Below are 14,170 nucleotides of genomic sequence, written 5' to 3'. Positions count from 1 at the left end.
CTACCTGGGTATTCGCCAGGGGGCGGGCGCTCGCTGCGACACATACATTAGCGCAAGCAGGGGGGTGCTCCGCCAATCGGTATCCCTCGACGCCAGCGCCGCACCAGATACCTACGCACGGGAAGGGTGGCAGCCATGCGCTACCGGCTCACGTTCCTCGCCGGAGTGGCCCTCGGTTACGTCCTCGGCACACGGGCCGGACGCGAGCGCTACGAGCAGCTGAAGAAATCGGCCCGCCAGATCGCGCAGAACCCCGCGGTCCGCAACACCGCCGAGTCGGCCGCCCAGCAGGGCCGCGTCTACGCCGGCAAGGCCTTCCACACGGTCAGTGACAAGGTCGGCGACCGCGTCCCGGAGTCCGTGGCCCAGCGTGTGCGCTCACTTCGGGAACGGAACCTGAACGGCACACCCGAGGACGACTGGGGCACGAGCAACACGTAAGCGGACTTTCCGGTGCCGGGCGGCCTGTCCGGCACCGGGACGCGGGACCGTGCCGAGGTGCGGCTCCGCCGCCGGGGGCGCGAGCGACCCGCCGCCCGCCCCCATCCGCACCCGCCGCACCGCAGGCCCCCGCGTCGACTGAGCACCGTCGGCCGAACCCACCGCAGCGATGCGGCAAAATTCTCCGCATGGGGATAGTCGCCGGCTTGGACAGCTCGTCCGATTTCACTCGCATCGTGGTCTGCGACGCAGACACCGGTGCCGTACTGCGGCAGGGATACGCACCGCACCCGGTCGAGACGCCGGACGGCGTACGCCCGAGCGATGTCGACCCGCAGGCCTGGCTGCTGTCCCTGGGCGAGGCCGCGGGGGGCGGTCTGCTGGAGGGCGTGCAGGCCATCGGCGTGTCCGCGCAGCAGAACGCGGTGATCCCGCTGGACGCCCAGGGCAACACCGTCCGCCCGGCCATGGTCGGCGCCGACAAGCGCGCCCAGGTCGCGGCGGCCGATCTCGTGGATGCGCTCGGCGGCCGGGAGGCCTGGGCACAGGCGGTCGGCTGTGCGCCGCAGGCGGCCCAGCCCGTCACGAAGCTGCGCTGGCTCGCGAAGAGCGAGCCGGAGAACGCGCGGCGCACGGCCGTCCTGCTCCAGGCTCACGACTGGCTCGTCTGGCAGCTGCTCGGGCGGCCGGTGCGCCGGACCACCGACCGGGGCGGCGCCTCCGGCACCGGCTACTGGTCGGCGGCCACCGGCGCCTACCGCCCCGACCTGGTCGAGCTGGCCCTCGGGCACCAGGCGATGCTGCCCGAGGTGATCGGCCCGTCGGACGCGGCCGGCACCACCCCGGAAGGACTGCTGATCTCCGCCGGGACCGGGGAGACCATGGCCGCCGCGTTCGGACTCGGCATCGGGCTGGGGGACGCCGTCGTCTCGCTCGGTGCCTCCGGGTCCGTGATGGCCGTGCATCCGGAGGCGCTCGCCGACCAGTCCGGAATGATCACCTCGCTCGCCGACGCCACCGGCATGCACCTGCCGGTCGTCACCACCCTGAACGCCGTACGCACCCTGCGCGGCACCGCCGAACTCCTCGGCCTGGCGGATCTGGAGAGCCTGTCCGACCTGGCGATGAAGTCCACGCCGGGCTCCCACGGGCTGGTCCTGCTCCCCTATCTGGAGGGCGAGCGGACACCGAACCTGCCGCACACCGCGGGGACGCTCGCGGGTCTGCGGCGCGAGTCGATGAAGCCGGAGCATCTGGCGCGGGCCGCGTTCGAGGGCATGCTGTGCGGGCTCGCGGACGCACTGGACGTGCTGCGCGGGCGGGGCGTGGACGTCCGGCGGATCTTCCTGCTCGGCCCGGCCGCCGAGCTGCCCGCCGTGCAGGCCGCGGCGCCCTCGCTGTTCGGCGCGCAGGTCGTCGTACCGCAGCCCGCGGACTACGCGGCGATCGGCGCGGCACGGCAGGCGGCCTGGGCGCTCGGCGTGTCGCAGGGCACCCTCGATCCGCGGACCCCGCCGGCCTGGCAGGGTGCGGCGGCGCAGGTGCTGGAGCCGGGCGAGGAGCTGGCCGTGGGCCAGGCGGTGCGGCAGCAGTTCACGGCGGTGCGGGAGCAGACCCACCCGGGTGCGTTCAGGTCGTAGGTGACTCGTTCGGAGCAACACCGCATACCGAAACGGCTCCTGGAAGCGGCGCCGTCGGGTTATTCGGTTGAGGTAACGCGGGTGGAGTGTTCGACGATGGGGGCCAAGGGCAACCGACCGGCCCCTGCCGACCACCCGAGAGACGTAGCGTGCTCATACGAATCCTGCGGACCTATCTCCGTGCCTACAAAAAACCCATAGCCATCCTGGTGGTGCTGCAGTTCCTGCAGACCTGCGCCACCCTCTACCTGCCCACCCTGAACGCGCACATCATCGACAACGGTGTCGTGAAGGGTGACACGGGTTACATCATGTCCTTCGGCGGCCTGATGATCGGCATCTCGCTGGCGCAGGTCGTGTGCAACATCGGCGCCGTCTACTACGGCGCCCGGACCGCCTCCGCGTTCGGCCGGGACGTGCGCGGCGCCGTCTTCGACCGGGTCCAGTCCTTCTCCGCGCGTGAAGTGGGTCACTTCGGGGCGCCCTCGCTCATCACCCGTACGACCAACGACGTGCAGCAGATCCAGATGCTGGCCCTGATGACGTTCACGCTGATGGTGTCGGCGCCCATCATGTGCGTGGGCGGCATCGTGCTGGCGCTCGGCCTGGACGTGCCGCTGTCCACGGTGCTGGTCGCGGTCGTGCCGGTGCTCGGCGTCTCCGTGACGCTCATCGTGCGCCGGCTGCGCCCGCTGTTCCGGGCGATGCAGGTCCGGCTGGACACGGTGAACCGGGTGCTGCGCGAGCAGATCACCGGCAACCGGGTGATCCGCGCGTTCGTCCGGGACGAGTACGAGCAGGGCAGGTTCGGGAAGGCGAACGCCGAGCTGACCGAGATGCAGATGGCCACGGGCCGGATGCTCGCCCTGATGTTCCCGATCGTCATGACGGTGGTGAACCTGTCGTCCATCGCGGTGGTGTGGTTCGGCGCCCACCGGATCGACAGCAACGGGATGGCGATCGGCGACCTGACCGCGTTCCTCGCCTACCTCATGCAGATCGTCATGTCCGTGATGATGGCCACCTTCATGTTCATGATGGTGCCGCGCGCGGAGGTCTGCGCCGAGCGCATCCGGGAGGTCCTGGACACCGACTCGAGCGTCGTGCCGCCGCTCGCGCCGGTCTCCGAACTGCGGTCGCACGGCCGTCTGGAGATCCGGGGCGCCGGCTTCCGCTATCCGGGTGCCGAGGAGCCGGTGCTGAAGTCCGTCGAGCTGGTGGCCCGGCCGGGTGAGACGACCGCCGTGATCGGCTCCACCGGCAGCGGCAAGTCCACGCTGCTCGGACTCGTCCCCAGGCTGTTCGACGCCACCGAGGGTGAGGTCCTGGTGAACGGCGTGAACGTGCAGGAGGTCGATCCGCAGCTGCTCGCGCGGACGGTCGGGCTCGTGCCGCAGAAGCCGTACCTGTTCGCCGGTACGGTCGCCACCAACCTGCGCTACGGCAATCCCGACGCCACCGACGAGGAGCTGTGGCACGCGCTGGAGGTGGCGCAGGCCAAGGACTTCGTGCAGAAGCTGGAGGGCGGCCTGAACGCACCGATCGCACAGGGCGGCACCAACGTCTCCGGCGGTCAGCGGCAGCGGCTCGCCATCGCCCGCACGCTGGTGCAGCGCCCGGAGATCTATCTCTTCGACGACTCCTTCTCGGCCCTCGACTACGCCACCGACGCGGCCCTGCGCGGCGCACTCGCCCGGGAGACCGCCGAGGCGACCGTCGTCATCGTCGCCCAGCGGGTGGCGACCATCCGGGACGCCGACCGGATCGTCGTGCTGGACGAGGGCCTGGTGGTCGGCTCCGGCCGGCACGCCGAGCTGATGGCGACCAACGAGACCTACCGGGAGATCGTGCTCTCCCAGCTGACGGAAGCGGAGGCAGCCTGATGGCCGGGCCCATGGGACGCATGATGGCCGGGGGGCCCGACCAGCGCTCGATGGACTTCAAGGGGTCGGGCAAACGGCTCGTCGCCCAGTTCAAACCGGAACGGCTCACCATCTACGCCCTGCTCATGTGCGTGGTGGTCAGCGTGGGCCTGAGCGTGATCGGCCCGAAGATCCTCGGCAAGGCCACCGACCTGGTGTTCGCCGGCATCATCGGCCGGCAGATGCCGGAGGGGGCCACCAAGGAACAGGTCCTCGCCTCCATGCGCGAACGCGGCCAGGGCCGGATCGCCGACATGCTGGGGAGCACCGACTTCACCCCCGGCAAGGGCATCGACTTCGACGCCGTCGGTGACGTCCTGCTGCTCGCGCTCGGCACCTTCCTGGTCGCCGGCCTGCTGATGGCCATCGCGACCCGGCTGGTCAACCGGGCCGTGAACCGCACGATGTACCGGCTGCGGGAGGACGTGCAGACGAAGCTGTCCCGGCTGCCGCTGTCGTACTTCGACAAGCGCCAGCGCGGTGAGGTGCTGTCCCGGGCGACCAACGACATCGACAACATCGGGCAGACGCTGCAGCAGTCGATGGGCCAGCTGATCAACTCGGTGCTGACCATCATCGGCGTCCTCGTGATGATGTTCTGGGTCTCCTGGCTGCTGGCGCTGGTCGCGCTCGTCACCGTGCCGCTGTCGTTCGTGGTCGCCACCCGGGTCGGCAAGCGGTCGCAGCCGCACTTCGTGCAGCAGTGGCGCTCCACCGGCAAGCTGAACGCGCACGTGGAGGAGATGTACACCGGGCACACGCTGGTGAGGGTGTTCGGCCGGCAGGAGGAGTCGGCGAAGCAGTTCGCCGAGCAGAACGAGGCGCTGTACGAGGCCGCGTTCAAGGCGCAGTTCAACAGCGGCATCATGCAGCCGCTGATGATGTTCGTGTCGAACCTCAACTACGTGCTGGTGGCGGTCGTTGGCGGTCTGCGGGTCGCGTCCGGTGCCCTGTCCATCGGCGACGTCCAGGCCTTCATCCAGTACTCGCGGCAGTTCTCGATGCCGCTGACCCAGGTCGCCTCGATGGCCAACCTGGTGCAGTCCGGTGTCGCCTCGGCCGAGCGCGTCTTCGAACTCCTCGACGCGGAGGAGCAGGAGGCCGATCCGGTGCCGGGCCGGCGTCCGGAGGAGCTGAGCGGCCGGGTGCGGCTCGAGCACGTGTCGTTCCGTTACGACCCCGAGAAGCCGCTGATCGAGGACCTGTCGCTCACGGTCGAACCCGGGCACACGGTGGCGATCGTCGGCCCGACCGGCGCGGGCAAGACCACGCTCGTCAACCTGCTGATGCGGTTCTACGACGTCTCCGGCGGCCGGATCACCCTCGACGGGGTGGACATCCGCAGCATGACCAGGGACGAACTCCGGTCGGGGATCGGCATGGTGCTGCAGGACACCTGGCTGTTCGGCGGCACCATCGCGGAGAACATCGCGTACGGCGCGTCCAGGGAGGTCACCCGCGGGGAGATCGAGGAGGCCGCGCGGGCCGCGCACGCCGACCGGTTCGTGCGTACGCTCCCCGACGGCTACGACACCGTGCTCGACGACGAGGGCACGGGGGTCAGCGCGGGCGAGAAGCAGCTCATCACCATCGCGCGGGCGTTCCTGTCCGACCCGGTGATCCTGGTGCTGGACGAGGCGACCAGCTCCGTCGACACCCGCACCGAGGTGCTGATCCAGAAGGCGATGGCCAAGCTCGCGGCCGGCCGGACGTCGTTCGTGATCGCGCACCGGCTGTCGACGATCCGGGACGCGGACACGATCCTGGTGATGGAGAACGGGTCCATCGTCGAACAGGGCGCGCATGCGGAGCTGTTGGCGGCGGACGGGGCGTATGCGCGGCTGTACAACGCGCAGTTCGCGCAGGCGGTGGCCGAGGTCGACTGAGTCCGCTGCCCGAGGCCGGGGACCGGCCGGGGCGGGCAGCGCCCCGTAAGGCGCGCGGGGCCGTATCGACGTACGGCTCCGCGCGCGGGTGCGACCGGGTCCCACGCACCCGCGGCCGGCATCAGTCCAGATAGCCCCTCAGCTGGTCCGCGAACGCGTGATCCCGGAGCTTGTTCAGCGTCTTGGACTCGATCTGCCGTATCCGTTCCCGGGTGACCCCGAAGATGCGGCCGATCTCCTCCAGCGTGCGCGGGCGGCCGTCGGCCAGGCCGTAGCGGAGTTGGACGACCTTGCGTTCCCGTTCACCGAGTGTGGACAGGACCGCCTCCAGGTGCTCCCTGAGCAGGAGGAACGCGGCGGACTCGACGGGGCTCGCCGCGTCGCCGTCCTCGATGAGGTCGCCGAGGGCGACGTCGTCCTCCTCGCCCACCGGGGCGTGCAGGGACACCGGTTCCTGGGCCAGCCGCAGCACCTCGCCGACCCGCTCCGGCGGCAGGTCGAGGTGCGCGGCGACCTCCTCCGGCGTCGGCTCGTACCCGCGTTCCTGGAGCATCCGCCGCTGCACGCGGACGACCCGGTTGATCAGTTCCACGACATGGACCGGGACACGGATGGTGCGGGCCTGGTCGGCCAGGGCCCGGGACATGGCCTGGCGGATCCACCAGGTGGCGTACGTGGAGAACTTGTAGCCGCGTGCGTAGTCGAACTTCTCCACGGCCCGGATGAGCCCGAGGTTGCCCTCCTGGACGAGGTCGAGCATGGTCAGGCCGCGGCCGACGTACCGCTTGGCGACGGACACCACCAGCCGCAGGTTCGCCTCGATGAGCCGCCGCTTGGCCATCCGGCCCATGACCACGAGCCGGTCCAGGTCGAGCGCCAGCTGGCTGTCCACGTCGGGGGTGCTGCTCAGTTTCTCCTCCGCGAACAGGCCGGCCTCGACCCGGCGGGCCAGCTCGACCTCCTCGGCGGCGGTGAGCAGCGGGATGCGGCCGATCTCGCGCAGGTACTGCCGGAACAGGTCGGCGGAGGGTCCCCCGGAGTCGGCCCGGGCGGCGACCGGCGCCTCGACGGGCTCGGCGGCCTCCTCGGGTTCCGCCTCGAGCGCCTCGGCGGGCGGTTCCGTCGGCTCCACGGTCACCGCCTCCGGCTGCAGGACGGCTCGGCTCTGCGGCGGCACGGCCTCCAGGACACTCGTCTCCGCGTCCGGCTCGTCCGCGCTGGTGCTGGTGGCGCTGGTGCTGCTGTCGGTCTGGGCGAGGGTCTGGGTCTGCACGAGGGCGACCTCCAGGATGATCGCTGCCGAAGGTGTGGCGGCAGCGGTACTTCGGGAGTGGAGAGTCGACGGCCTGCGCTCCGAGGACTCGGGCACCGCCCCCAGTGTGGGGTACGACACAACTCCGCCACGAGGGGCGTGCGGTGACTTTTTGCGTCCGGTCCGTGACGGGGCGGTTACCCGGCTCGCTGGACCGTGCGATCGGCAACTGCGGGCCATGAGGTCGCCGCAGAATAGGGGGGACGGGATGGAACGGCCGGGGTCGCTCGCCCCACAGGCCGGAGCCATCACCGGCCACCTCGGCAGCACGCCCCCCGAGCAGCCCGGCGAAGAGGGCCGGCCCGGTCAGAGTGCCTCCGCGCCCCGCTCCCGCAGTGCCTGGTCGTACTGCTGGAGCACCCACAGCTCGTTCTGCACGGCGGCCAGTCGGGCCGGGTCGCCGCCGGCGGCGAGGCGGGTCAGCTGGGACTGGATGTCACGGATGCGGCGCTCCACGGCCCGGCGGCGGATCTGCACCAGGACCGTGCCGGCATACACCTCGTCGACCGTGCGGCGCAGGATCGGCTCGACGGCCAGCTCGGTGACCATCGCGCGGACGGTGTCGTCGGGCGCGGCCTCGCGCACCCGGACCAGGTACTCCTGCGGGTCCGGGACGCCGTACTCGGCACCGCCCGCCTCCGCGACGGCCTGGCGTACGGCGGCGTAGGGCGGGGCCGTGAACTCGTCCATGCCGTATGCGTCGAAGGCCGGGGAGACCAGTTCGGGCCGCTGCAGGGCGAGTTTGAGGAGTTCGCGTTCGGCGGCGTGGACGGGGTTGCGCAGGGTGAGGGCCGGGCCGGAGTTCGCGGGGCGCGGGGTGGTGGCCCACTGCTGGTCGGCGCCGCGCGGCCGGTCCTGCTGGGGTGCCTTTCCGCCGCGGTCGCGGGCCCAGCGGGCCAGTTGGGCCACCCGCCGGACCACGAACTGGGTGTCGAGGATGCCGAGCATGCCGGCCAGTTCGACGGCGACCTCGTGCTGGGCGCCGCTGTTCTTGATGCGGGCGACGATCGGGGCGGCCTCGTCCAAAGCCGCCGCGCGGCCCGCCGGGGTGTCCAGGTCGTACCGGTCGACGATCTGGCGGAGCGCGAACTCGAAGAGCGGGGTGCGGGGTTCGGCCAGGTCGGCGACCGCCTCGTCGCCCTTGGCCAGGCGCAGGTCGCAGGGGTCCATGCCGTCGGGCGCGATCGCGATGTACGTCTCGGCGGCGAACTTCTGGTCGTCCTCGAAGGCGCGCAGGGCAGCCTTCTGCCCGGCCGCGTCTCCGTCGAAGGTGAAGATCACACGGGCCGAGCCGTTGTCCATCAGCAGCCGGCGCAGGATCTTGATGTGCTCGCCGCCGAAGGCCGTACCGCAGGTCGCGATGGCCGTCGTCACACCGGCCAGATGGCAGGCCATGACGTCGGTGTAGCCCTCGACGACGACGGCCCGGCTGGCCTTGGCGATGTCCTTCTTCGCCAGGTCGATGCCGTACAGCACCTGGCTCTTCTTGTAGATCGCCGTCTCGGGCGTGTTCAGGTACTTCGGACCGTTGTCCGCCTCGTACAGCTTGCGGGCGCCGAAACCGACGACCTCGCCGCCGATGTCGCGGATGGGCCACATCAGGCGGCCCCGGAACCGGTCGATGGGGCCGCGGCGGCCCTCCTGGGACAGTCCGGAGAGGATCAGCTCCTTGTCGGTGAAGCCCTTGCCGCGCAGGAAACGCGTGAGGTGGTCCCAGCCCTGGGGGCTGTAGCCGACGCCGAAGTGGACGGCGGCGGCCTGGTCGAAGCCGCGCTCGGCGAGGAAGATCCGGCCGGTGTCGGCCTCGGGGCTGGTGGCGAGCTGCTCGGCGTACCACTGCGCGGCGATCTTGTGCGCCTCGACCAAGCGGATGCGCTCGCCGCGCTGGTGGGCCGGGTTGTACCCGCCCTCCTCGTACCGCAGCGTGATCCCGGCCTGGGCGGCCAGCCGCTCCACCGCCTCCGAGAAGGAGAGGTGGTCCACCTTCATCACGAAGGTGATGGTGTCGCCGCCCTCCTGGCAGCCGAAGCAGTGGAAGAGCCCCTTGCCGGGGCTGACCTGGAAGGACGGCGACTTCTCGTCATGGAACGGGCACAGGCCCTTGAGGTTGCCGCCGCCCGCGTTGCGCAGCTGGAGGTACTCGGAGACCACGGCGTCGATCGGGACCGCGTCCCGTACCGCCTTCACGTCCTCGTCGTTGATCCGTCCTGCCACGAGTGAATTCTACGGGGGCCGACCGACACTCATGGGGCACGTGCGGCGCCCCGGAAGGGGCGCGGGGAGCTGCGCGAGCGGCCACGAGCGTCCCGCGGCCGCGGGACGGCACGATCCGGCCGGCGCCTAGGCGAGCGAATCCAGAGGGACATGCGGATCGGCAAGGGCTTCGAGATCCACCGGCGCCGCGGCCCGCACCAGCTTCTGGATCTGCTCTGTGACATCCCACACGTTCACGTTCATCCCGGCCAGCACGCGTCCCTCCTTCACCCAGAACGCGATGAACTCACGCTTGCCCGCGTCCCCCCTGATCACGACCTCGTCGTACGACCCGGGCGGCGCCCACCCGCTGTACTCCATGCCCAGGTCGTACTGGTCGGTGAAGAAGTACGGCACGCGGTCGTAGACGGCGTCCTGGCCGAGCATCGAGCGGGCCGCGGCCGGGCCGCCGTTCAGCGCGTTGGCCCAGTGCTCGACGCGGACCCGGGTGCCGAACCGGGCGAGCGGGAAGGACGCCACGTCACCGGCCGCGTAGATGTCCGGGTCGGAGGTCCGCAGCCGTTCGTCCACCACGACCCCGCCGCCGTGCGCCCGGTCGGCGATCTCCAGCCCCGCCGCCTCGGCGAGAGCGGCGCGCGGCGCCGCGCCGATGGCGGCGAGGACGTCGTGCGCCGGATGTTCCTCGCCGTCGTTCGTGCGGGCCGCGAGGACCATGCCGTCCTGGCCGATGATCTCGGTGAGCTGGACGCCGAAGTGGAAGCGGACGCCGTGCTCGCGGTGCAGCTGGGCGAAGACGTTGCCCAGCTCGGGGCCGAGGACGCCGTGCAGCGGGGTCGGCGCCGGTTCGATCACCGTGACCTCCGCGCCGTACTCGCGGGCCGCCGCCGCGACCTCCAGGCCGATCCAGCCGGCGCCGGCGATCACGATGTGCCCGTTGTCCCGGCCGAGTGCCGTGAGCACGCCCTTGAGCCGTTCGGCGTGGGCGAGCCGGCGCAGATGGTGCACGCCGGCCAGGTCGGTGCCCGGGATGTCGAGGCGGCGCGGTTCGGAGCCGGTGGCCAGGAGCAGTTTGTCGTAGCGGACGAGGGTGCCGTCGTCGCCGAAGCGGACCGTCTTCGCCGTACGGTCGATGCGGTCGACGGTCTGGCCGAGATGCAGCTCGATGTCGTTCTGCGCGTACCAGGCGGGCTCGTGCGCGAAGACGCTGTCGCGTTCTTCCTTGCCGAGCAGGTAACCCTTGGACAGCGGCGGGCGCTCGTACGGGTGGTCGCGTTCGTCGCAGATCAGTATCACGCGGCCGCTGAAGCCCTCCGCACGGAGCGTCTCGGCCGCCTTCGCACCGGCGAGACCGCCTCCGACGATGACGAATGTCTGATCCGCGTCGACCACTTGATGCCTCCTCGTAAGGGTGCCGCCACATGCGAGCGTCCCGCACCCGGCGTGCTGCGGGAAGAGGGTGTGACCCGATCAGGCCAGCCGGGGGCATATTCCTCGCACGAGTCATCCCGGAGTATGCCCCGCTCCCGGCCCGTTTCCGGGGCACCGTCCGGCGTGCGCTGCTCCCGGAGGCCGTCCGGGCCGGCGATCCCCTCCGGTCAGGGAGCGGAGCGGTCGAATTCCGTCAGTCTCGCGTGCAGGGACAGGGCGGAGGCGTCGGTGAGGGAGGCGATCTGGTCGACGATCACCCGCTTGCGGTCATGGTCGCCGGCCGCCTCGTCGAACAGCGCCCGGAACTGCGGGTCGAGCCCGTCCGGCGCGCGGGCGGTGAGCGCCTGCGCCAGCTCCACGACGATCACCCGCTGGTCGGCGCGCAGCTGCTCCTGCTCGGCGCGCTGCATCACGTACCGGTCGGCGACCGCCTTGAGGACCGCGCACTCCATGCGGGTCTCGCGGGGTACGACGAGTTCGGCGCCGTACCGGGTGAGCCGGCCAGTGCCCCACGCGGCGCGTGTGGCGCCCTCGGCGGCCAGGCAGAACCGGCCGATGAGCTGGCTGGTGGCGTCCTTCAGGCGGGACTGGGCGACCGCCGTGCCGTCGTAGCCGTGCGGCCACCACTCCTGGTGCTGGAGCCGGTCCAGGGCCGCGGCGAGTTCGGCCGGGTCGGTGTCCGCGGGCACGTACCGCCCGATGGCGACCGCGAACACCGCTTGCCGTTCGGGCGCGGCGTGCAGGCAGTCGGGGTCGATGTGGCCGGCGTGCAGGCCGTCCTCGACGTCGTGCACCGAGTAGGCCACGTCGTCGGACCAGTCCATGACCTGTGCCTCGAAGCAGGTGCGGGTGCCGGGGGCGTGGGCCCGGACCCAGTCGAACACCGGGCGGTCGTCCTCGTACACGCCGAACTTCCGGGACGCCGGGTCCGTGGGGTGGGCGCCGCGCGGCCAGGGGTACTTGGTGGCGGCGTCGAGGGTGGCGCGGGTGAGGTTGAGGCCGACGGAGCCCTCCGGCGTGAACCGCTTGGGCTCGATGCGGGTGAGGAGTCTGAGGGACTGGGCGTTGCCCTCGAAGCCGCCGCAGTCGTCGGCGAACTCGTTCAGCGCGGTTTCGCCGTTGTGGCCGAAGGGGGGGTGGCCGAGGTCGTGTGCGAGGCAGGCCGCCTCCACCAGGTCCGGGTCGCAGCCGAGGGCCGCGCCCAGTTCCCGGCCCACCTGGGCGCATTCCAGGGAGTGGGTGAGCCGGGTGCGGGGGCTGGCGTCCCAGACGCGACTGCGGGTGCCGGGGGTGACGACCTGGGTCTTGCCGGCGAGGCGGCGCAGGGCCGCGGAGTGCAGGATGCGAGCGCGGTCGCGTTGGAAGGCGGTGCGGCCTGGGCGTTTGTCGGGTTCGGGGGCCCATCGTTCGAGGGCAGCCGGGTCGTAGCTGTCGAGGAGTGCGGTGCCTTCCATGATTCGACAGTACGGGTCGGCAGTGACAATCGGGTGGCGGCGGTGCGCCCGGTCGTCCGCCGGGTTCTGCTTCCGGGCGAGTGCGCGGGGCACGTGGCCGGTCGCGCCCGCCCGGCGGAGCCGCACGGCGGCACAGGCCCGCGCCGCTGCGGTGCCGCCGTCACCCCTGGGCTCACGCCGAGGCCAGCGCCGCTTCCGTCTGCGCCTGGTCGTAGCGATGCAGCACCAGGCGGGCCATCGCCTCGTGGGCTCCCAGCGGGGCCGAGGCGATCCAGGGGGCCTGTGCCGCGCACTGCGTGGCGAAACGCCCCGGCGCGGTGAAGTACGACGCGATCGCCACCCGGTGCCTGCCGCGTGCCATGAGGGCGCGCACTGCCGTGGGGACGGTGGGCGTCGCCGCCGAGGCGTACGCGGGGACGACCGGGACGCCCAGGCGGTCGGACAGGAGGCGGGCGGTGCGGCGGGTGTCGGTGGCCGAGTCGGGGTCGCGGGAGCCGGCCGCGGCGAGGACGACCGCGCCGGTGCGGCGGACGGCGGTGTCCGTGGCCGGGGGCCATCCGGCCTCCAGCAGCCGGTCGTACAGGGTCTCCACGAGGAGCGGGTGCGGGCCGAGCGGGGCGGCCACGCGCGCGCGTGCCGGTGCGGCTGCGGCCATCGCGGGGATGTCCTGTCTGACGTGGTAGCCGCGGCCGAGGAGGAGGGGGACGAGCACGGCGGGGCTGTCGCCGAGGGCGGCGAGGGTGCCGGGGAGCAGGGGCTCGTTCAGCTCGATGTGACCCAGCTGGACGGGGAGGGCGGGGCGCAGCTCCCGTACCCGTGCCATGAGGGCCCGTACGGTGGTGAGCGCCCGGGGGTCGCGGCTGCCGTGGGCGACCAGGACGAGGGCGGGCCGGGCCGGGCGGCGGCCGGGCGGGGTGACCAGCCGGAGCTGCCCGGCGAGGCGGCTGCTGATGCCGTGCATGAGCTGCGCCGTGCTGCCGAGGTGGATGCGGGGCTCGTCGCCGCTGGGGTGGGACGCCGTCATGGAAGGATCCTGGCGGCCGGATATTGCGCCGCCGTTGCCGGGCCGTCACGGGTGTTTTCCACGCCTTCACCGCGGGCGGGTGGGGGTGGTGAGCGAACCGGACCGGTGCCGGCGGCGTCCTCCTTGGTCGGAACCGACCACTGGGGGACCGTATGAAGATCCGTCGACCGCGGCTGCCGCGCACGCGTGCCGGGCAGCGGCGGCTGGTGCAGGCCGTGATGGCCGGCTGCGTGCTGGCGCTGCTGCCGTCGACCTGGCTGTACGTGTCCACGGCGGACCGGCTGCGCACGACGGCGGACGTCCCGCGGACGCAGGTCGCCATGGTGTTCGGGGCCGGGCTGTGGAACGGGGAGCCGTCGCCGTATCTCGCGCACCGGCTGGACGCGGCGGCGAAGCTGTACCGGACGGGGCGGATCGAGGTGGTCCTGGTCACCGGTGACAACAGCCGTGAGGAGTACGACGAGCCCGACGCCATGCGCGCCTATCTCACGAAGCACGGGGTGCCGGACGCGCGGATCGTCAGCGACTACGCCGGGTTCGACACCTGGGACTCCTGTGTGCGGGCCAAGAAGATCTTCGGGGTGGACCGGGCGGTGCTGATCAGCCAGGGCTTCCACATCCGGCGGGCGGTGGCGCTGTGCGAGGCGGCGGGGGTGGACTCGTACGGGGTCGGGGTCGACGCCAAGCACGATGCGACCTGGTACTACGGCGGGACGCGCGAGGTGTTCGCGGCGGGCAAGGCGGCGCTGGACGCGGTGCTCAGGCCGGATCCGCGGTTCCTCGGCCCGAAGGAGCCGGGGGTGGCGCGGGCGCTGGCCGCCGGGCGGTGACGCGCCGCCTCACCACGGG

Annotated in this window: 10 protein-coding genes; 5 read left to right on the top strand and 5 right to left on the bottom strand. The window is 71.9% G+C overall.

Features of this window, described 5'->3' with window-relative positions:
* Positions 1-135 precede the first annotated feature (135 nt).
* The 4 genes from ACZ4SF_RS03205 (at position 136) to ACZ4SF_RS03190 (ending at position 5,889) form a co-directional block, all read left to right on the top strand.
* A complete protein-coding gene (locus ACZ4SF_RS03205; protein ID WP_468377487.1) occupies positions 136-441 on the top strand; it encodes a YtxH domain-containing protein in 306 nt (101 codons plus the stop codon).
* Between the two features lie 188 nt (positions 442-629).
* Positions 630-2,081 (top strand): xylulokinase, encoded by a 1,452-nt coding sequence (locus tag ACZ4SF_RS03200; RefSeq protein ID WP_468377484.1) that lies wholly within the window; start codon positions 630-632, stop codon positions 2,079-2,081.
* A gap of 149 nt (positions 2,082-2,230) precedes the next feature.
* On the top strand, positions 2,231-3,964 hold the full coding sequence (locus ACZ4SF_RS03195; RefSeq protein ID WP_468377481.1) for an ABC transporter ATP-binding protein: 1,734 nt from the start codon (positions 2,231-2,233) through the stop codon (positions 3,962-3,964).
* On the top strand, positions 3,964-5,889 hold the full coding sequence (locus ACZ4SF_RS03190) for an ABC transporter ATP-binding protein (protein WP_468377478.1): 1,926 nt from the start codon (positions 3,964-3,966) through the stop codon (positions 5,887-5,889). The genes ACZ4SF_RS03195 and ACZ4SF_RS03190 overlap by 1 nt, the downstream gene beginning before the upstream one ends.
* 121 nt (positions 5,890-6,010) lie before the next feature.
* Here the strand turns inward: ACZ4SF_RS03190 and ACZ4SF_RS03185 are convergent, their stop codons facing one another.
* The 5 genes from ACZ4SF_RS03185 to ACZ4SF_RS03165 form a co-directional block, all read right to left on the bottom strand.
* Complete coding sequence (locus ACZ4SF_RS03185) at positions 6,011-7,258, bottom strand: RNA polymerase sigma factor (RefSeq protein WP_468377476.1); 1,248 nt, start codon at positions 7,256-7,258, stop codon at positions 6,011-6,013.
* A gap of 249 nt (positions 7,259-7,507) precedes the next feature.
* Complete coding sequence (dnaG, locus tag ACZ4SF_RS03180) at positions 7,508-9,415, bottom strand: DNA primase (protein WP_468377474.1); 1,908 nt, start codon at positions 9,413-9,415, stop codon at positions 7,508-7,510.
* Between the two features lie 126 nt (positions 9,416-9,541).
* Positions 9,542-10,804 (bottom strand): NAD(P)/FAD-dependent oxidoreductase, encoded by a 1,263-nt coding sequence (locus ACZ4SF_RS03175; protein WP_468377472.1) that lies wholly within the window; start codon positions 10,802-10,804, stop codon positions 9,542-9,544.
* 206 nt (positions 10,805-11,010) lie between these two features.
* On the bottom strand, positions 11,011-12,297 hold the full coding sequence (locus ACZ4SF_RS03170) for a deoxyguanosinetriphosphate triphosphohydrolase (protein WP_468377470.1): 1,287 nt from the start codon (positions 12,295-12,297) through the stop codon (positions 11,011-11,013).
* Between the two features lie 172 nt (positions 12,298-12,469).
* A complete protein-coding gene (locus ACZ4SF_RS03165; RefSeq protein ID WP_468377468.1) occupies positions 12,470-13,321 on the bottom strand; it encodes a sirohydrochlorin chelatase in 852 nt (283 codons plus the stop codon).
* Between the two features lie 152 nt (positions 13,322-13,473).
* Here ACZ4SF_RS03165 and ACZ4SF_RS03160 point away from each other — a divergent pair, with 152 nt between their 5' ends.
* Positions 13,474-14,151, top strand: a complete 678-nt coding sequence (locus ACZ4SF_RS03160) for a SanA/YdcF family protein (protein ID WP_468377465.1) — start codon at positions 13,474-13,476, stop codon at positions 14,149-14,151.
* The last annotated feature ends 19 nt before the right edge of the window (positions 14,152-14,170 follow it).

Source organism: Streptomyces sp. NPDC027663 (assembly GCF_055566415.1).
This window is presented reverse-complemented; position numbering and strand designations above follow the sequence as displayed.